The sequence below is a fragment of the Streptomyces sp. NPDC016469 genome, from assembly GCF_040632905.1.
In the GTDB taxonomy this organism is placed as follows: Bacteria; Actinomycetota; Actinomycetes; order Streptomycetales; family Streptomycetaceae; genus Streptomyces.
The window spans coordinates 145,885-163,886 of sequence record NZ_JBEYCQ010000012.1; the positions used below are offsets into that span (position 1 = coordinate 145,885).

The 18,002-nt window shown below is 71.3% G+C and carries 17 protein-coding genes and 3 pseudogenes; 11 read left to right on the forward strand and 9 right to left on the reverse strand.

Translation table 11 applies throughout. The features are described from left to right. Nucleotides 1–68: 68 nt before the first annotated feature. Complete coding sequence (locus tag ABZ565_RS16260) at nucleotides 69–635, reverse strand: TetR/AcrR family transcriptional regulator (RefSeq protein WP_361026263.1); 567 nt, start codon at nucleotides 633–635, stop codon at nucleotides 69–71. 146 nt (nucleotides 636–781) lie between these two features. Between ABZ565_RS16260 and ABZ565_RS16265 the strand changes: the two genes are divergently transcribed. After that, complete coding sequence (locus ABZ565_RS16265; protein ID WP_361026479.1) at nucleotides 782–2,236, forward strand: DHA2 family efflux MFS transporter permease subunit; 1,455 nt, start codon at nucleotides 782–784, stop codon at nucleotides 2,234–2,236. A 53-nt stretch (nucleotides 2,237–2,289) separates the two neighbouring features. Continuing rightward, complete coding sequence (locus ABZ565_RS16270) at nucleotides 2,290–3,183, forward strand: virginiamycin B lyase (protein ID WP_361026266.1); 894 nt, start codon at nucleotides 2,290–2,292, stop codon at nucleotides 3,181–3,183. 256 nt (nucleotides 3,184–3,439) lie between these two features. On the opposite strand, the gene ABZ565_RS16275 is transcribed toward ABZ565_RS16270, so the two are convergent. Then, nucleotides 3,440–3,985 (reverse strand): hypothetical protein, encoded by a 546-nt coding sequence (locus tag ABZ565_RS16275; RefSeq protein WP_361026269.1) that lies wholly within the window; start codon nucleotides 3,983–3,985, stop codon nucleotides 3,440–3,442. A gap of 81 nt (nucleotides 3,986–4,066) precedes the next feature. On the opposite strand from ABZ565_RS16275, the gene ABZ565_RS16280 reads away from it, so the two are divergent. Then, nucleotides 4,067–4,606 carry an O-acetyl-ADP-ribose deacetylase gene (locus tag ABZ565_RS16280; RefSeq protein WP_361026272.1) on the forward strand — a complete coding sequence of 180 codons (540 nt, stop codon included), beginning with the start codon at nucleotides 4,067–4,069 and terminating at the stop codon, nucleotides 4,604–4,606. 42 nt (nucleotides 4,607–4,648) lie between these two features. Beyond that, nucleotides 4,649–5,673: pseudogene (locus ABZ565_RS16285) on the forward strand (tetratricopeptide repeat protein); the annotation flags it as partial. Between the two features lie 97 nt (nucleotides 5,674–5,770). On the opposite strand, the gene ABZ565_RS16290 reads toward ABZ565_RS16285, so the two are convergent. Both ABZ565_RS16290 and ABZ565_RS16295 read right to left on the reverse strand, forming a co-directional pair. Then, the gene (locus tag ABZ565_RS16290; RefSeq protein ID WP_361026275.1) at nucleotides 5,771–6,613 is read right to left on the reverse strand and encodes a hypothetical protein; all 843 of its coding nucleotides are present in this window, start codon (nucleotides 6,611–6,613) and stop codon (nucleotides 5,771–5,773) included. Further along, nucleotides 6,610–7,863, reverse strand: a complete 1,254-nt coding sequence (locus ABZ565_RS16295) for a glycosyltransferase family 4 protein (protein WP_361026278.1) — start codon at nucleotides 7,861–7,863, stop codon at nucleotides 6,610–6,612. Before ABZ565_RS16295 ends, ABZ565_RS16290 begins: the two co-directional genes overlap by 4 nt. An 81-nt stretch (nucleotides 7,864–7,944) precedes the next feature. On the opposite strand from ABZ565_RS16295, the gene ABZ565_RS16300 reads away from it, so the two are divergent. Further along, nucleotides 7,945–8,295, forward strand: coding sequence for a hypothetical protein (locus tag ABZ565_RS16300; protein WP_361026281.1), 351 nt, complete (start codon nucleotides 7,945–7,947; stop codon nucleotides 8,293–8,295). Between the two features lie 79 nt (nucleotides 8,296–8,374). Here the strand turns inward: ABZ565_RS16300 and ABZ565_RS16305 are convergent, their stop codons facing one another. Continuing rightward, nucleotides 8,375–8,743: a VOC family protein gene (locus tag ABZ565_RS16305; protein ID WP_361026284.1), complete on the reverse strand. Its 369-nt coding sequence runs from the start codon at nucleotides 8,741–8,743 to the stop codon at nucleotides 8,375–8,377. Between the two features lie 339 nt (nucleotides 8,744–9,082). Between ABZ565_RS16305 and ABZ565_RS16310 the strand changes: the two genes are divergently transcribed. Continuing rightward, nucleotides 9,083–9,859: a methyltransferase domain-containing protein gene (locus ABZ565_RS16310; RefSeq protein ID WP_361026287.1), complete on the forward strand. Its 777-nt coding sequence runs from the start codon at nucleotides 9,083–9,085 to the stop codon at nucleotides 9,857–9,859. 32 nt (nucleotides 9,860–9,891) lie between these two features. After that, the gene (locus ABZ565_RS16315) at nucleotides 9,892–10,632 is read left to right on the forward strand and encodes a class I SAM-dependent methyltransferase (protein ID WP_361026290.1); all 741 of its coding nucleotides are present in this window, start codon (nucleotides 9,892–9,894) and stop codon (nucleotides 10,630–10,632) included. Between the two features lie 430 nt (nucleotides 10,633–11,062). Here the strand turns inward: ABZ565_RS16315 and ABZ565_RS16320 are convergent, their stop codons facing one another. Together ABZ565_RS16320 and ABZ565_RS16325 are read right to left on the reverse strand one after the other, a co-directional pair. Beyond that, nucleotides 11,063–11,284 (reverse strand): e9imm peptide, encoded by a 222-nt coding sequence (locus tag ABZ565_RS16320; RefSeq protein ID WP_361026293.1) that lies wholly within the window; start codon nucleotides 11,282–11,284, stop codon nucleotides 11,063–11,065. Between the two features lie 178 nt (nucleotides 11,285–11,462). Beyond that, a pseudogene (locus tag ABZ565_RS16325) lies at nucleotides 11,463–11,857 on the reverse strand (Rid family hydrolase). A 325-nt stretch (nucleotides 11,858–12,182) separates the two neighbouring features. Here ABZ565_RS16325 and ABZ565_RS16330 point away from each other — a divergent pair. Beyond that, nucleotides 12,183–13,277 carry a DUF4037 domain-containing protein gene (locus ABZ565_RS16330; protein ID WP_361026296.1) on the forward strand — a complete coding sequence of 365 codons (1,095 nt, stop codon included), beginning with the start codon at nucleotides 12,183–12,185 and terminating at the stop codon, nucleotides 13,275–13,277. Nucleotides 13,278–13,477: 200 nt separating this feature from the next. Continuing rightward, nucleotides 13,478–13,964: pseudogene (locus ABZ565_RS16335) on the forward strand (NUDIX domain-containing protein); the annotation flags it as partial. A gap of 82 nt (nucleotides 13,965–14,046) precedes the next feature. On the opposite strand, the gene ABZ565_RS16340 reads toward ABZ565_RS16335, so the two are convergent. Further along, nucleotides 14,047–14,652, reverse strand: coding sequence for a TetR family transcriptional regulator (locus ABZ565_RS16340; protein ID WP_361026299.1), 606 nt, complete (start codon nucleotides 14,650–14,652; stop codon nucleotides 14,047–14,049). Between the two features lie 228 nt (nucleotides 14,653–14,880). Here ABZ565_RS16340 and ABZ565_RS16345 point away from each other — a divergent pair, with 228 nt between their 5' ends. Next, nucleotides 14,881–16,023 carry an NAD(P)/FAD-dependent oxidoreductase gene (locus tag ABZ565_RS16345; RefSeq protein ID WP_361026302.1) on the forward strand — a complete coding sequence of 381 codons (1,143 nt, stop codon included), beginning with the start codon at nucleotides 14,881–14,883 and terminating at the stop codon, nucleotides 16,021–16,023. 234 nt (nucleotides 16,024–16,257) lie between these two features. Here the strand turns inward: ABZ565_RS16345 and ABZ565_RS16350 are convergent, their stop codons facing one another. Next, nucleotides 16,258–17,106: a LysR family transcriptional regulator gene (locus ABZ565_RS16350; protein WP_361026306.1), complete on the reverse strand. Its 849-nt coding sequence runs from the start codon at nucleotides 17,104–17,106 to the stop codon at nucleotides 16,258–16,260. A 104-nt stretch (nucleotides 17,107–17,210) separates the two neighbouring features. On the opposite strand from ABZ565_RS16350, the gene ABZ565_RS16355 reads away from it, so the two are divergent. After that, nucleotides 17,211–17,954, forward strand: a complete 744-nt coding sequence (locus tag ABZ565_RS16355) for an SDR family oxidoreductase (RefSeq protein WP_361026309.1) — start codon at nucleotides 17,211–17,213, stop codon at nucleotides 17,952–17,954. Nucleotides 17,955–18,002: the final 48 nt, after the last annotated feature.

Consider the following 18,002-nt stretch of genomic DNA (forward strand, 5'->3'; position numbering starts at 1 on the left):
ATCGCTACAGGAACAGTGTGGGGGTGACGTCACCGCACGTCACCGGAATTCGGACACCGGCCCCGGGTTCACAGCAGCCGGTCGACCAGCCCCTCGACGTAATCCGGGGTCAGGGGCCCCATGCCGAACAGGACGCGGATGTACATCGGTGCCAGGACGTGGTCCAGCACGGCGAGTGCGTCGGGTGCGGACTCGCCGCGGTCGCGGGCGCGGTCGAGCATGGCCTGCAACTGCCGGGTGCGCTCGGTGCGGACGGCGTCGCGGGCCTGTGCGCCCTGTTGACCCGTGCCCGCCAGGGCGACGGCCAGGTGCAGCACCGCGGGTCCGTCGGGCCCGGTGATCTCGCGGGCGACCTGGGCCGCGTACGTACGCAGGTCGCCGGCCAGGCTCCCCGTGTCGGGCATCGGGGAGCGCGCGTTGAGGCGGGTGAGCGCCACGTCGCTGAGCAGCGCCTCCAGACCGCCCCACCGGCGGTAGACGCTGCTGTCGGCCACGCCCGCGCGGGCCGCCACCTCGCCGACGGTGAAGTTGCCGTAGCCGCGCTCGCTGATGAGCTCGGTGACGGCCTGGTGCACCTGCGCGCCGACCCGGGCGCTGCGTCCACCCGGCCGCCGGGCTCGCTGTTGCTCGTTCATGCACCCACTTTAACGCAGTCAATACTTGCGTTTGTGGACCGCCCTCGCTTACAGTCTGCTAACGCAGTCCGTAGCTGCGTTAGAAAGCTGCACGGCGACCCGCGCCGACCACGGCCGGGCGCGTCTCACGGTTGAGAGGGATTCCCATCACTGCATCGCATGCGGCCGCAGGCGGCCGCACGAACCGAACCGTGCTGCTCACGGTGACCTGCCTGGGCCAGTTCATGGTTCTGCTCGACAACACGATCGTGGGAGCGGCGCTGCCGGACATGCAGCACCGCCTGCACCTGCAACTCACCGGTCTGCAATGGGTCGTCGACGCGTATGTCCTGCTGGTCGCCATGCTGCTGCTGTCCGGCGGCATCTTCGCCGACCGGTTCGGCCGTAAACGCGTGTACCTGACCGGCGTCGCCGTGTTCACCGCCGCATCGGTGGTGTGCAGCCTCGCGCCCTCGCTCGGCTGGCTGATCGCGGGCCGGGTCCTCCAGGGCATCGGGGCCGCGGCGCTCAGCCCCGCCTCGCTCGCCCTGCTCACGGCGGCGTACCCCGCGCCGCAGGAACGCGTCAAGGCGATCGGTCTCTGGGCCGGACTCAGCGGAGTCGGCCTGGCCGCGGGCCCGGTGGCCGGCGGCGTGCTGACCGAGGTCTTCGGCTGGCCCGCCATCTTCCTGGTCAACGTGCCCATCGGCGCGGCCCTCCTGCTGGCCGGCCTGCGCCACCTGGAGGAGGCGCGCAATCCGAACGCCCCTGCGATCGACATCCCGGGGACGGTGCTGTCCGTCCTGGGGGTGGGGGCGCTGACCTACGGGCTGATCGAGGGCGGGGCGCGCGGCTGGACGTCGCCGGCGATCCTCGGCAGCTTCACCGCCGCGGTACTCCTCCTCGCCGCCTTCGTGGCCGTCGAAGCGCGCCGCCGCGCACCGATGCTGCCGCTGCGGCTGTTCCGGGAGCGCCTGTTCACCGTCTCCAACGCCTCCATGGTCGTGGTCGGGTTCGCGCTCACGGGCTCGTCGTTCTTCTTCTCCCAGTTCTTCGTGTACGTCCAGGGCAGCTCGATCCTGCGCGCGGGTCTGCAAACCCTCCCCACCACCCTCGCCATGGTGCTCGTCAGCCCGTACGCGGGCCGGCTCGCCGCCCGGCACGGCTTCCGTGTCGTGGTCACCGCCGGCCTGGCCCTGGGCGGTCTCGGGCTGCTGGCCCTCGGGACGGTGCACGCCGGCACGGGTTACGGGAACGTGTGGTGGCGGCTGGCAGTCGTGGGCGTCGGCTTCGCCCTGACGATGTCCCCGCTGACGGGCGCCGCCATCCAGGCCGTCAGCCCGCAGGAGGGCGGTCTCGCCTCGGGCATCAGCAGCACCACCCGGCAGATCGGCGCGGTACTCGGCGTGGCGGTGCTCGGAGCGGTGGTCCGCGCCCGGCAGTCGGGCGGCGCCTCCTTCGGGGCCGGCCTCGACAGCGCCTTCCTGGCGGCGGGTGCCATCACACTGGTCACCGCCCTGTTCACGGGCCTCTGGCTGACGAGGAGCAAGCCTGCGGAAGGCGCTGCCGCCCCGGTACGGTCCACCGAAACGCCGAAGACCACCACGGCGGACAGCCGTTGACAGACCGCGAACGCGTCTTGGCTCCACCGACGACCACGAACAGAGGAACCCCCGTGCACGACGCGACCCGGGTATCGATCCAAGAGCACACGGTGTCCGACCCCGAGGCCGGACCGTACGCCCTCACCACGGGGCCGGACGGCGCCCTGTGGTTCACCCTCGTCCACAGCGGCCGGATCGGCCGTCTCGTCCCCGGCGAGGAACCGACGGAGTACCGCCTCGCCCCCGACAGCGGGCCGACCGTCATCGCACCCGGCCCGGACGGCGCCCTGTGGTTCACCGAGTACCGGGCCGACCGGATCGGGCGGATCACCACCGACGGCACGGTGACCGAGTTCGGCGTGCCCGGCTCCGGATCCGGGCCGTTCGGTATCGCGGCGGGCCCGGACGGCGCGCTCTGGTTCACCGAGACCACCGCCGACCGCATCGGCCGCGTCACCGTCGACGGCGACGTCACCCAGTACCCGCTCCCCGCCACCGGCGCGTTCCCGTCCGCGATCACCGCCGGGGCCGACGGCGGAATGTGGTTCACCCTCAATCAGGGTAACGCCGTCGGGCGGATCGGCATGGACGGCACCATTGCCCTGCACCCCCTGCCGACGGAGGCCGCGGGCCCCGTCGGGATCGCGGCGGGCCCGGACGGCGCGCTCTGGTTCACCGAGATCACCGCCGGTCAGGTCGGCCGGATCACCCCCGACGGGCGGATCACCGAATTCCCGCTGCCCGACCGCGCGGCCCGGCCGCACGCCGTCACCGTCGACGGCCGGGGCGCCGTGTGGTTCACGGAATGGGGAGCCAACCGCGTCGCCACCATCACCCCGGACGGCTCCGTCACCGCCCACGACCTGCCCACGCCGAACTCGGAGCCGCACGGCATCGCCCCGGGCCCCGACGGCGCCCTGTGGACCGCGCTGGAGACGGGCTCACTGGCCCGCATCGCGCCGTAGGCCGCTCCCGGTCGCCTGAACGCCCCGTCAGGCGACCGGCCCCGGACCAGCCGGCCGAGCGGGTTGTCGGGCACAGGGGCGCCCACCCGGCTCACAGCTCACCGTGCTCGTCGGCCACGAGCCGCCGCACCTCGACCGGCTGCTGCGTGGGCGCACCACGACGTCACCCGGCTGCCAGGTGTCCATCGGCTCCTCCAAGACCCCGCCGTCGTGGGTGACCGGGCAGCATGAACCTCGCCATCACGCACCCCCGTTGTCAGTCGTCCGCGGATCCCGGAAAGGAGAAGTAGAGCGCATCGCTGTAGAACGACGCGAAGTGCCGCTGCCAGTCGGCTCGGACGGAGGCCAGCCAGGTGTCGTTACGGCCGGCGATCGCCGCCTCGGCGAGGGCGACGGCCTCGGGGACGCCCTCGGACGCCAGACGCCGAACGCTCGCCGCCGGATCGGCGTCCGTCATGGAAACGATCTCGCCCGTTTCGAGCAGGAAGTACTTCGCCTCCTGCTTCTCCAGGTGGGCCGTGGTCCTGGCCACGCACTCGGCGAACTCGGTGTCGTCCTCCAGGCCGTTGCCGACCACGCGCAGGACGTCGCGGAGCAGCGCCGCGCCGTCGGCGTAGTCCGCCGCGACGCAGATCGGGTGGTTCCAGATCATGGAGGGGACGACCGTCGTCCCGTGCCCCACCAGGAGCTTGTGCGCGAGCGGGATGTCCCAGTTGTGCTCGGATATGCAGCGGATCCGCTGCGGGATGTCCGCGTCGCCCGGAACCGAGTCGGCGGAGTAGAGATACGAACGATTCGCCATGTCGGCGACGCTAGCACCGGGCACCGACAACATCGTCGGGCAACTCCCGCACGGGCGGGGGAGCCGGGGCATGATGGCTGCATGCGCACGCCTCCACAGGTCACCGTCACCCTCGTACGGGGAGACATCACCCGCCAGACCGTCGACGCCCTCGTCAACGCCGCGAACTCCTCACTGCTCGGCGGCGGAGGGGTGGACGGGGCGATCCACCGCCGCGGCGGCCCCGAGATCCTCGCCGCCTGCCGGGAACTGCGCGCCTCGCGGTACGGCAAGGGGCTGCGCACCGGCCAGGCCGTCGCCACCACCGCCGGAAGGCTCGACGCCCGCTGGGTCGTGCACACGGTCGGCCCGGTGTGGAGCGCCGCCGAGGACCGCTCGGCCCTGCTGGAGTCGTGCTACCGCGAATCCCTGCGTGTCGCGGCGGAGCTGGGGGCGCGTACCGTCGCCTTCCCCGCGATCTCCACCGGCGTCTACGGCTGGCCCATGGACGACGGAGCCCGCATCGCCGTCCGTACCGTGCTGGCGGAGGCCGCGCCACCCGTCGAGGAGGTGCGGTTCGTGCTCTTCGACGCGTACGCGTACGGGGAGTTCCAGGAGGCCCTGGCGGCTGCGGGGCCCTGACGAAGGGCGGATCCGCGCCGTGCCGGCCGTATGAAGCACTCGCTGCGGGCCGGTACCCACGCCATCTCCGGCGAGCTGCCCACCGCTCTCGCCGAGCTCGATGCCCTCCTCGACCGCCTGCGGCAGCACGGCCCCGCCTGGCACCTGCCCCGCACCCTCGGACTGCGCGGCCGGATCCAGCTCGGCCTGCGGGACGCGCAGGCGGCGCACACGGGGCTGTCCGAGGCCGTACGCCTGGCCGCCGAGTGGCCCGTCGTGGTCGCCGACACCGCCAGTCTCCACGGCGACCTGGCCGAGGCGTGCATGCACCTGGGCCGCCCCGACGAAGCGTTGCGGCACCTGACGCGCTCCGCCGAACTGGACCTCCGCCGCGGGTAGCGGATGGGCGCGTTCTGCACGTACAGCAACGCCGCCCGGCTCAGCCTGGAACTGGGACGGATCGAGGACTCCATCGCCCTCGCCGCCGAGTCGGCGGACTGGGACGACGACCCCGGGAGCCACGCCATGATCGGCGCCGAGACGGCCGTGCTTCTCGGCGAGGCGGGCGACTTCGACCGGGCCGGCGGGGCCATCGGCCGGGCGCTCGCCGCCCACTCGCGCGCCCCGCGCTTCGAACAGCTCAGCAACGCCCTGCGCGAGCTCGCCCGCCTCCGGGCCGAGCAGCAGGGCGCCGACGGGCTTCCCGACGCCCTCGCCCGCTTCACGGACGCCGACCGGATGGCCGACGAGGCCCGCGCCGCCGGGTACCAGCCCCACGGCCGCTCCCTGGAGACCGCCCTCGCCTACGAACACGGCCGGGTCGACGCCTACGCCGGGCAGTACGAGGACGCCCTGACCGCCCTGGAGAAGGCCCTTGGCCGGATCGGGGAGCCGGGACCGGAGAACGCCACGGAGTGGGCCGAGTGCGTCCGGCTCGCGGGCGTCGTGGAGGGCATCTACCTGGAACGGACCGCCTCCGCCCTCGCCCGCCTCGACGCGGCGGTCCCGCGCCTGGCCGCCCTGGGGCACGCCGAGGAGACGGAACCCCTGGCCGCGCGTTGGCGGCCCGGCTGCGCGACGGGCAGTGACACGTCAGCTCACCGGGGCCTCCACGTACGCACGCGGAGGCCCCGGTGAGCTGATCACGTACTGCCGCGTAACTCCGACAACGAGGCACGTGCACCGTCAAGGCCGCGGTGCGATCTCCACGGAGAGGTCGTTGTCGAGGGTGTAGTACGGGCGCACCGTCAGCTCGCCCAGCGTGGTGGCCGGGTAGACGAACACCGCCTTCCGGTCCGCGATGTCGTCCAGCAGCCGGGCCACCCGAACCCGGGGCGCACCGGCCGACGGATGGACGAACACGTCCCACACCACCGGTGTACTTCCCACCCCTTCCGCCAAGAGGTCCGCGTAGGCGACGGTGAACGAGAAGTCCTGGTCCCCCTCGGCGCTCAGCCCGATCCGCGCCACCGCGGTTTCGCGCCCGCGCCGGTTCAGCGACACCTCCGCGCCTTCGCCGAGCCCGGCACCGTACAGCCGCGCCGCCACCGTCATCGCGTCGGATCCGACGGTGATCCGGCCGGCCTCCGCGTGCGGGGCGCGCCGCCAGGCCCGTACGGCGAGCCGGCCGTCCTTGGTGGCGTACGGGATGCGGACCGCCACCGGCGCGCCCCGTACGGCGTCCCCACCGGACATCAGCCCGCGCAGATCGCGCAGGCCGGGCAGTAACGGCACGCGAGCCTCGCCCGGCCCGGCCACGACATAGGCATCCCAACGGCCCTCATCGAGGGCAGGGTCGGCCTCCAGCACGCTCTGCCACTCGTCCGGCCCCGCGGGCTCCAGTACGAGCGAGCGTCCGGCCTCCTCCGGCTGCCCCTTCCCCGGACGGGGCTGAAGCAGCAGCCGCGGATCCGCCGAGGCGGGCCGGGACAGCTGGACGCGTATGAGCAAACGCCCTCCGGCCTGCGCCGTCACCGCGGCCCGGGGCTGCTCCGGCAGTCCGTTCACATGCTCGCCGTCGCCCCTCATCGTCGCGCCTTCCGCACGGCCCTCACGACACTGCCGGCCGCGATGAGCATGGTGTCCCGGGCCGCGAAACCGCTGCTCGCCAAGGCGCTGCCCGCCCCGGCCACCGCCCGGCCCGCACGCCGGTCGGCCAGCAGCTCCTCGAACAGCCGTTCCGCCTGGACCACGACGTGTGCGGGGCCGTAACGCCGGGAGTTCTCCAGCGCGTTACGCCCCATGCGGCGGCGCATCTCGTCATCGCCGACGAGGTCCAGCAGAGCGCCGGCCAACGCGTCCCGGTCTCCGACGGGCACCAGCCGGCCGTCCTCCCCGTCAGTGATGATCTCGCCGGGGCCGTACGCGCAGTCAGTGCTCACGACCGGCAGCCCGCAGCTCATCGCCTCGACGATGGCCATGCCGAAGGACTCGAGATCGGAGGTCACCGCCGCGACCGACCCCTTGACCCACTCGGCCTCCATCGGGGCCACCGCACCCATCAGGAACACGTTGTTGTACAATCCGAGCCGGTCGATGAGCGCGCGCAGCCGCTCCCGTTCCTCGCCCCTGCCGTAGATGCGCAACTGCCAGTCGGGATACGCCGCCGCGACCGCGGCGAAGGCATCGATCAGCAGGTCGAACCGCTTCACCGGCGCCAGCCGCCCGGCGGCGACCACGATGCGCCCCCGGCTGTCCGCCGGCGCGAGGGCCGGGGCAGGGACACTGTTGGGCAGCGCCTGCACTCGAACACCCGGCAGCCGCATCCTGCGCCGGTAGACGGCCGAGTCGGCCTCCGTGACAGGGGTGACCGCGTCCAGCCGCGGATAGGCGCGGCGCAGCGCCTTGCGCAGCCGAGGGGGGTGGTGGTTCAGGGTGAGATGTTCCTGGCCGACCCGCACCGAATGCGCAGGCGCGTGGAGAGCCAGGTGGACATTGAGCCCGGGCCGCGTCCCCACGACGACATCGGCGTCGAGCGAGGCCAGCGCTTCGCCGATGCGTTCATCGGTCAGCGCGCTGTACTCGCCATAGCGGTACTCGGACGAGGGAAACACCTTCGCCGGGGTCAGATGTCGCGGGTCGTCCTTCTCGTGCCGCAGATCCACCAGGGGCCGGAGCCGCACACGCGGATCGAGGGCGATGCTCGGGCGTTCCCTGCTCCGGAGCACGGAGATGATCTCCACATCGTGCCGATCGGCCAGTGCGCGAGCCAAGTTGAACGTGGTGGTGATCGTCCCTCCGATCGCGTACGCGTTGTGGATGAGGAAAGAGATTCGCATGCAGTACAGGACGAATGGCTGGTACGGAAGGTTGCCTGCCCGGCCCCCGTGCGGGTGCAACTGGCCTGCCACAATGGGCAGATGAACGACGACTTCCTGGCCCGTCACCACGACCGGCTGGCTGCGTGGTTGAGAGACGGAACGACCGCGGACCTCGACGCGTTCCTGGACGCACACCACGAGTCATTCGTACTCGTGACCACGGACGGAGAGGTACTCGACCTCGAGACGCTACGGGAAGCCCTGCGTGGTGCGGGCGGCAGCAGCCCGGGCTTGTCGATTCGGATCGAGGAAGTCACCGGAGTCACCCCGGACGTGTACCGCTTCGTGGAACGTCACCTCGTGGACGGTTCCACCGTGGGCGTACGAGTGGTGACCGCCGTGCTGGAGGGCGGATCGCTGCTCACCGTCCAGGAGACCGCCCGCCGGTAGCCCCGCCCCCGTCCCGGGCGTTCGCCGCCGGCCGACGGCACCACAGGTCACCCACGGCCGGCGCGAACGCCCGGAAGAGTCACGGAGTCCGGATCGGCTGCGTGAGGTTCACCGGGTTGCCGTCGGGGTCCAGGATGTGGGCGACGCGCTGCCCCCACGGCATGTCGTTCGGGCCGCCGCTGACCGACCCGCCCAGCGCCTCCACGCGCCCGAGTGTCGCGTCGACATCCTCCACACCGATGCTGAGCAGCATCCGGGGTGCCGCGCCGTCCCCCGCTTCCTCCTTGGCCACCAACCCGAGGTCGGTGTCGCCGATGCGCAGGCCGAGGTAGAACGCCGGGCCGTCCGCCGGCACCCGGAAGATCTCCTCGGCGCCGAACAGCTTCGTATAGAAGCCGGCCAGGACGTCCTGGTGGGCGGTGAGGATCACTGGCTGAATGGTGGACATGGCGCTCCTGTCGGGAAGGGTTGGATCACCGGGCAGACTGCTCGTGAACGGTGAACTCATCGGTGTGACAGCCTCCCCGGACGATCCGCGCTTCGGACCGGCCCGTCTGTGGCCGAAGCGCGGACTCGTGGGAATCGTTCGCCCGGCGCGGCTGGGAACCGCCCGTTCAAGGCCCGTGACTCGCGGCTGAACGGGCGTGGGTGCCGGGACGGGCGCTGTGATGCCGGTGTGGTCCACGCAGGGCGGGAGCGGGGCGGTACGGCGGCCGCTGCACATGGGTCGACCTGGCCTTTCGTTGCCCGCGCTCCTAGGGTCGGACGTGATCGAAAGGGGGCCCGGATGGACCGGACCGTGCGTACTGTCGAGGATGTTCTCGCGCTCCTGGACGGGTTGTTCGTCTCCGAAGCCGGGAGCGGCCACTTGGCGGCCGGGGACGGCCGGGATTTCTGGGACCGGTTCTACGCCGACAGGTCGAAGCCCGTTCCGTTCTTCCCGTTGAAGCCGGACGAGAGCCTGGCCGGCTATCTCGACCAGGGCCTGATCGCGCCCGGCCGGGCCCTGGATCTGGGATGCGGGGCGGGCCGCAACGCCCTGTACCTGGCTTCGCGCGGATTCGAGGTCGACGCCGTGGATCTCTCCCCGGTGGCCATCGCGTGGGCCCGGGAACGCGCGGCCGATGTGGGGGCCGATGCCCGCTTCGTGTGCGGCGACGCGTTCTCCCTGCCGGCCACGGAGGTGAGTGGACCGTACGACCTGGTCATCGACTCCGGGTGCTTCCACCATCTGGCACCGCACCGCAGGGTGAGCTACCTCGCCCTGCTCGACCGCGTCCTGACCCCCGGCGGCCATCTCGCCCTGACCTGCTTCGCGGCCGGTGAGGAGGGGATGGGCACCCAGCTCGCCGACGCGGATCTCTACCGCGAACGCCGGCTACGGGGTGGCCTCGCCTACACCCCTGAGTCGCTGCGCTGGATCTTCTCCGACCTCGCGGAAGTCGAACTCCGCCGCATGCGCGACGAACCGCCCGAGTCACCACTCTTCGGCACCGGTTTCCTGTGGACCGCTCTGCTCCGTATGCCCCCGGGGCGCGCCGCCCGCCCAGCACAAACACGTTGACCGCCCCCGGCAGGTGGTGCTTGGGTCGGTCCGTGGACAGCATCTCCGGCAACAGGCGGTTCTGGAATCGGATCAGCGACGCCTACCAGCACAGACACGACGCGCGGATCGGTGCGACGCCCCGACTGTGGGGCACGTACGCGATCCCCGACGCGCATCTGCGAGCGCTGGGTGACGTCACCGGCAAGCGTGTCCTGGAACTCGGCTGCGGCGCCGGCCAGTGGTCCAGGGCGCTCGCCGCCGAGGGTGCCGAGGTGGTCGGGTTCGACCTGTCCGAGGAGCAGCTTGCCGCAGCGGCTCGCGCGATGGGGGCGGCCCGCTACCCGCTGGTGCAGGGTGCCGCCGAACACCTTCCGTTCGCCGCCGACAGCTTCGACCTGGTGTTCTGCGACTACGGCGGGCTCAGCTGGGCGCCCCCGCACCTGGCCGTACCGCAGGCCGCCCGCGTACTGCGGCGTGGCGGGCGCCTGGTGTTCAACGTCGCCAGCCCCTGGTTCGAAGCCTGCTACGACGAAGCCACCAGCCGCGCGACCACCACGCTGCAACGGGACTACTTCGGCCTGGACACCATCGATGAGGACCAGGGCGCGGTCAGCTACCAGCTCACCTACGGCGACTGGATCAGGGTCCTGCGCGGCGCAGGGCTCGTCATCGACGACCTCATCGAACCGCGCCCCGACCCCGAAGCGGCCAACGGCTACAACAAGACGGACCCACCCGACTGGGCACACCACTGGCCGGCCGAAGCGCTGTGGGTGACCCACAAAGCGTAAGCCCCGCCCTTCGGTTGACGACGATGTGGCACGCGCCGACCGTTCGCCCGAACCACGCCCTGCCGGAGCCGGCCTCTCAGAACCCCGGAGCAGGGACGAATCCCGGCCACCAAGGGGGCACACCGCTGGGGCACGGGGGCGTGGCGGCGGTACCCCAGGAAATCGAGAGGGTGCACCAGGCGGTAGCCAGGAGCGTCACCGCGAGAGCAAGGGCGTCGAGAAGGGACCGGTTCCCGAGAAGGACACCACTGCCGCATCGACCGGCTCCCGCGGCACTGCCGGCAGGGAACAGACATGCGCCGGAGGGCGCCCGTCACGGCGGAGTCGTCGGGGAGCAGGGGGAACAGAACGAGGTCGACTCGGCCAGTGTGAACGAAGCCCGCGTTGCGTACCAGCGGTGGTCAGCCCTTCAAACCGCCGGACCTCCGCCTCAGCATGCGATCGGCCGATACGCCAGGGCCTGATCGACCACCTCGTCAGCCGAGAGCTCCCGCTCCGGAGGCCAGTAGATCAAGTCACTGATGTGACCGGAGGGACACACCAGGGCTCTGTCGAGCCTCTCCATCGATTCCGCCATCGCGTCATCGGAGACGAAGTCCGCATCCATGATGCGCTGCACGAGCACGACTGCCTCCGCGCGGCTCATCCCCATTGCGCTCACCTCCCCTTCCGCCACAAGCACCGTACCGCCACATGCTGGTGTGCCTTCCCGCTGGACGCTGAAGCGCCGGCCCCCTGGCGCAGCCGATCGACGCCTCATCGCTTCGCGCCCGCACGCCCTTCCCGCGAAGACGGTGGTTGGTCGGAAACACGCTGATGCCCTCATCGGCTCAGCGCACCGCCACGGCCTCGATCTCGATGAGCATGTCCGGATCGGACAAGGCGCTGACTTCTGCCAGCAGGCTGGTCGGCCGACAGCCCGCAGCCGCGAGTCCGTCCAGGAGCACCTCGTAGTGTGCCTTGCACGAGGCGAGGTCGGTGGTGATGATCCGGATCTGCACCACGTGGCCATCGCCATCCCTGCCTCTGCGACCGTTTCACCCAGCCGCTGCAGCGTCAGTCTCATCTGTCCGGCCATGTCTCCCCGGTACGCGATGCCGCCGTCGTCGTCGCGAGCTTCGTGTCCGGAGACGAACCGCCAACTGAGCGGGTCGTCGACGCGGACAGCTCGGTTGTACATCAGCCGCTCGCCCACCATGCGCGGGCCGATCTCATGGGTGGTCATGTCGTTCCTGTACCGGGGCGGACTGCGGTTCAAGCAGGCGCGGAAGGGTGGACGGACCCTGGCACTACCGGCGGATCCGGACAGGGCCGACTACGAGGAACGATCGGTGCAGCCGATGACCGGCTGCCCGTCCTCTGCCCCAACTCGAAACGCCATGACCAGGGCGCCCGAAGGGAGCCGGCATGCTGCCGTCCCTGCCGGGAAGCCGCGGGCGCGAGGGAAGATCACTACAGGGGCGACGAGGCGCGAGTCGAACCGCATGGACGCTTTGACGGGCGCGGAAATGCCTTCGACCGGTCACCGCCGGTGCGGCATCCTCGTCGGTATGACCACACCGCCGTTCGTTCCCGGACTGGAACTCTCGCGTCGCTTCTACCTCGAAGCCGTGTGGCCGCTGCTGGACGAGGCCGTCCCCGGGCTGACGCACTCCGCCGCCCGTCTCGGCAGCGGTTCGGAAGTCCTCGGGTTCGACACCGCCCGTTCCGCCGACCACGAGTGGGGTCCCCGTCTGCAGGTCTTCCTGCACCCGCGGGACGCCGCCCGTCACGGGGCGGCGATCACGGCGTTGCTCTCCGAACGCCTGCCGAAGTCGTTCTGCGGCTACCCCACGCACTTCGCCGAGACCGGCGACGCGGGCATCGGAGTCATGCGGGCGACCGAGGGACCGGTGCGTCACCGGGTGGAAGTCACCGACGCGAGCACCTGGTTCACCGCGCGGCTGGGATTCGACCCGGGCCTGGGCGTCACCCTGGAGGACTGGCTGGCCACACCCACCCAGCGTCTTGCCGAGGTCACGGCCGGCGCCGTCTTCCACGACGGCCTCGGCCACCTCGGGCCGGCCCGGACCGTCCTCGGCTGGTACCCCGATGACCTCTGGCTGTACCTTCTGGCCTGCCAGTGGCAGCGTATCGCCCAGGAGGAAGCCTTCGTCGGGCGCTGCGGCGAGGTGGGCGACGAACTCGGCTCCGCCGTCGTCGCCGCCCGGCTGGTGCGCGATCTGATGCGGCTCTGCCTGCTCATGGACCGCCGCTACCCGCCGTACGGCAAATGGCTCGGCAGTGCCTTCGCCCTCACTCCCCAGGGCCCCGCCCTCACCCCGGTCCTCGCCGCCGCCCTTGCCGCGGCCGACTGGCACACCCGCGAGCACCACCTCGCCCACGCCTACGAGACCGTCGCCTCCGAGCAGAATCGCCTCGGCCTCTGCGATCCCGTCGACCCCGCGACACGGCCCTACCACGACAGGCCGTTCCAGGTGCTGCGCGCCGAACGCCTTGCCGGGGCGTTGACCGCCCGCGTCACCGACCCGGCCGTCCTCGCTCTGCCGGCGACCGGCGCCGTGGATCAGTTCATCGACAGCACCGAGGCCCTCAGCCGCCCGGACCTCACCCGCGCTGTCACCCGCGCAACGGCCCTGTCCTAGGCGGCCCGCCATGTCCTGACTCCGCCGCAGAGGCACCGGACGGCCCCGGCATCCACGAGTGACGTACGCACGTCTACGCGCTGACACCCTGTGAACCCGGCCCGAGTCCGCAGCCGTTGCACCTCTGCATCGCCGCAGAGGGCACCCCTGGCGCAACCTCGTCGAAGCGGCCGAAGTGCGTCAACCGGCGCCGGGCATGCCGCGGCGACGGTGCCGTCGTCCTGACCTACGACACCGGGCGCGGCCTCGTCCTGCTCACCCGCCAGTTCCGCCACCCCGCCTACGTGAACGGGCACCCCGACGGCATGCTCATCGAGGCAGCGGCCGGACTGCTCGACGAGGAAGACCCGCACACCGCGGTCCGCCGCGAGAGCGAAGAAGAACCGGGCGTCAGGCTCGGCCCGCTCACCCGCATCCTCGACGCCTGCATGAACCCGGGCTCCGTCACCGAGCCGCCACCTCTTCGCGGCTTCCTGCACTCCGTCCGACCGGGCCGGCGTGGGCGGAGGAGTCGAGGAAGAGGGCGAGGGCATCGAAGTTCTGGAGCGTCCCTTCGCCGAGGCCCTCGCCATGACACGCGACGGGCGCAGCACCGACGGCAAAACCATCCTGCTCCTGCAATGGGCAGCCCTGTGCGGGCCGTTCGCCCGACAGCGGACCGTCCGAAGGGCCGCCTTCGGGCGATGACCCAGGTCCGCGACCCCGTTTCCGGATGTTCCTGCTTCTCCCGGACCGGTCCTCGCTCCGCTCGAACCGCAGGGCAGGAGGCTCATCCGGACGCGGGGAGAGGCGGCCAGCCGCATTCGAGTAGATCGAAGGCGCGAGTGACCACTTGACGGGGATCGTCGTGTCCGCGGGCCGCGCGGGGTGCTTCGAGGGCGAAATGAGCCAGGGCGACGCATGCGGGGTCGTCGGGCGGCAGGCCGCTCTCCTCGGCGATGACCGTGGTGAGGGCGTCGGCGTGGCGCAGCCACATGCCCTGCTGGTAGTCGCGGAGAGCCGGGGTGCTGTTCACCAGCTTGAAGAAGGCGGCGAAGCGGGTGTCGTCGTCGGGTGAGGCCATGCGGTGGCGCAGCGCGTGCTCGCGCAGCGCTGCGGGAATCGACTGCCCCTCGGGGCGCTCACGCACGGCGGCCAGCAGGCGCGCCCTGTGGTCGGCGTCCTCGTCGAAAACGAGTGCCTCCTTGACCGGGAAGTGCTTGAACAACGTGGTGGTGGACACGTCGGCGGCGTCCGCGATCTCACGGATGCCGACATCGTCGTAGCCGCGCTCCAAGAACAGGTGCAGTGCGGCGTCCGCGATGGCCTGGCGTGTGGCGGCCTTTTTGCGTTCGCGGCGGCCCATCGGTGCGTGCCCGGTCTCGGTGTGGGTCATAAACCAAGACTACCCTTCGGTCGCTCAGTTTTAAAAGTTGAGTCGTTGCACTTATGGATTCGGTGTGCTTTTCTGAAGTGGCAGTCGACGAAGCCTGTGCGTCCTGCTTCGGCGCTTCGACCATCAACCCCATGAAGGGGCGATTCGGCATGTCGTCGAACCCCTCCGTGGACTCATGGGCCGACGCCGCTCACCGCACTCCCCACGCACCACGAACGGAGCCCCACCATGAGCACCACCCCTGCCCCGCGCATCGCGATCATCGGCGCCGGTCCCGGCGGCCTGACCTGCGCACGCATCCTGCAACGACACGGCATCACCGTCACGGTCTACGACCACGACTCCGGCCCCGCCGCCCGCAACCAGGGCGGCACACTCGACCTGCACGAGGACAATGGGCAGATCGCCCTCCGCGAAGCCGGACTTCTCGACGACTTCTTCCGCCTGGCCCGGCCCGAGGGCCAGGAAATGCGTCAGATGGACGCGGCCGGCGGCACCGTCCTCTTCCACCACACCCCTGACGAAGGCGAACGTTTCAAGCCGGAGATAGACCGCGGCACGCTGCGCGAGCTCCTCCTCAACTCCCTGAAGCCCGACACGGTGCGCTGGGGTCACACCCTGCGCTCCGTCGACGGCCCCGCAGCCGGTCCACGTCTGCTGCGCTTCGCCGACGGCACCGTCGTCGAGGCCGATCTCGTGATCGGCGCCGACGGTGCCTGGTCCGAGGTCCGCCGCGCTCTTTCGGGTGCCACTCCCCAGTACAGCGGGATCAGCTTCCTCGAAGCCTGGTTCCAAGACATCGAGAACAAGCACCCCGACATCGCCGAACTCGTCGGCCAGGGCAGCGCCGCGGCCGCCGACGGTGAGCGCGGCCTCTTCGCCCAACGCAACAGCGGCGACCACGTGCGCGTCTACATCATCCAGCGCGTCCCCGTGGACTGGATCACCGCAGCCGGCTTGACCGTCGAAGACACCACCGCCATCCGTTCCCTGCTGCTGGAGCGCTACCGAGACTGGGCACCGAGCCTGCGCCGACTGCTCACCGACAACGACGGCCTGTACATCGACCGCCCCATTCACGCCCTGCCCGTCCCGCACACCTGGGACCACCAGTCCGCGGTCACGCTCCTCGGTGATGCCGCACACCTCATGCCGCCGCTCGGCGTCGGCGTCAACCTCGCCATGCTGGACGCCTGCGAACTCGCACTCGCCCTCGTACAGCACGAGACTGTCGATGACGCCCTCCGCGCCTACGAGGAGTCGATGCTGCCCCGGTCCACCGAGATGCAACGCCTCCTCGACCACGGCGCCGACGACCTGCTCTCCGACGAACTGCCGGACTTCGCACGGAACGACATGGCCGCGGACTAGTGGGGGGCGCTCTACCCCAACGCACGACTGAGCCTCCACGGCAGCCTCATCCTGGTCGACAGGGTTCGCGGGAAGGCGTGGGCGCTCTTCGAAGCCGGCCCGGACCGCATCGCGCGTCGCCACCCGCTGACCGCACAGGAGCTTCGCGCGGACGGACCTCGATGCCGTCCCGACGCGCTGCCACAGCCCGGTACCCCAGCACGAGGCGCGGTTGCGGCAGTTCACCGCCGTCGGTCACAGAGCAGTGGCGGCGCGTACCAGCCCCGCGACCGCCGTCGAGCGGCTGTGCGGAGGCCACGCGATGACCGTGGTGACGTGAGGCGCGTCGGAGACCGGTACGGCTGCGAGGCCGTTGCCCAGGCCGCTGCGGCCCGACTCCGGGACGACCGCGCAGGCGCGCCCGAGAGCGATGAGCTGGGTGAGTTGGGTGTGGTCGCGCACCTGGGGCCCGGGGCCGTCGGGGAAGGTGCCGTCGGGGCGTGGCCAGCGGGGGAGAGGGAGGTCGGAAAGGTCACTGACCTCGGCGAGCCGCAGGTGTGGGCGGGCGCCGAGGGGGTGGCCGGCCGGGAGGATCACGACCTGGCCCTCGGTGTACAGCTCCTCGGTGTCGAGGCCGGCCGTGTCGTCGAAGGGCCGGTGCAGCAGGGCTACGTCGGCCTGGCCCTTTCGCAGCACCGGTGCCTGCTCGCCCGGCCCGCACAGCACCACGTCCACGGCGACGGCGTCGGGCTGGGCGGCGTAGGCATCGAGGAGTTTCGCCAGCAGTTCACTGGAGGCCCCCGCCTTCGCGGCCAGGACCACGGTGGGCCGGCCGGCCGCGGCGAGGGCGACGCGGCGGGTGCGTCGTTCGGCGGCCTCGACGGCGTCCAGCGCGACGCGTGCCTCCTGGAGCAGCACCGCACCGGCCCCGGTCAGTGAAGCGCCCCGACTGCCGCGCTCCAGCAGTACGGTGCCCAGGCGTCGCTCCAGCCCGCTGATCGCCCGGGACAGAGGGGGCTGGGCGATCCCGAGCCGGTGTGCGGCCCGGCCGAAGTGCAGCTCTTCTGCGACGGCGACGAAGTACCGCAGTTCACGTGTCTCCACCCCGTCACCCTAACCGGGCCGGCCGGCACCGATACCCGGGCGGTATCGCCGCCCACCCGGTCGGTCTTGGACGTCCTGCCCCGAGGGGGAGAAGTATCGATGCCATGACTGAGACGAACACCGTGAACCACCCCAAGGTCGCGCTGGTGACCGGGGCCAACAAGGGCATCGGATACGAGATAGCCGCCGGACTCGGCGCCCTCGGCTGGTCCGTCGGGGTCGGCGCGCGGGACGATGCGAGGCGCGAGGCCGCCGTGGACGAGCTGCGCGCGGCCGGGGCCGACGCGTTCGGCGTACCGCTGGACGTGACCGACGACGCGAGCGTGAGCGCGGCGGCTCGGCTGATGGAGGAGAGGACCGGACGACTCGACGCGCTCGTCAACAACGCGGGGATCACCGGGGGCGCACCGCAGGAGCCCACCACCGTCGATGTGAACCGGGTGCGGGCGGCGGTGGAGACCAACGTGATCGGTGTCATCCGTGTCACCAACGCCCTGCTGCCGCTGCTGCGGCGCTCGCCGTCACCGCGGATCGTGAACGTCTCCAGCAGCGTCGGATCCCTCACGCTCCAGACCACCCCGGGTGCCGAGACCGGCCCGATCTCCATCGCCTACGCGCCGTCCAAGACCTTCTTGAACGCCGTCACCGTGCAGTACGCCAAGGAGCTGGCCGGCACCCACATCCTGATCAACGCCGTCTGCCCCGGCTTCACCGCGACCGACCTCAACGGCTTCCGAGGGGTGCGTACTCCCGAGCAGGGCGCGGCCGCCGCGATCCGACTGGCCACCGTATCGGCCGACGGGCCGACGGGCCGCTTCTTCGATGACGAGGGCGAGGTCCCCTGGTAACACGCTTTCCGTAGGCGCCACCGGGGGAGGTGGCGCCTACGCGTCCGG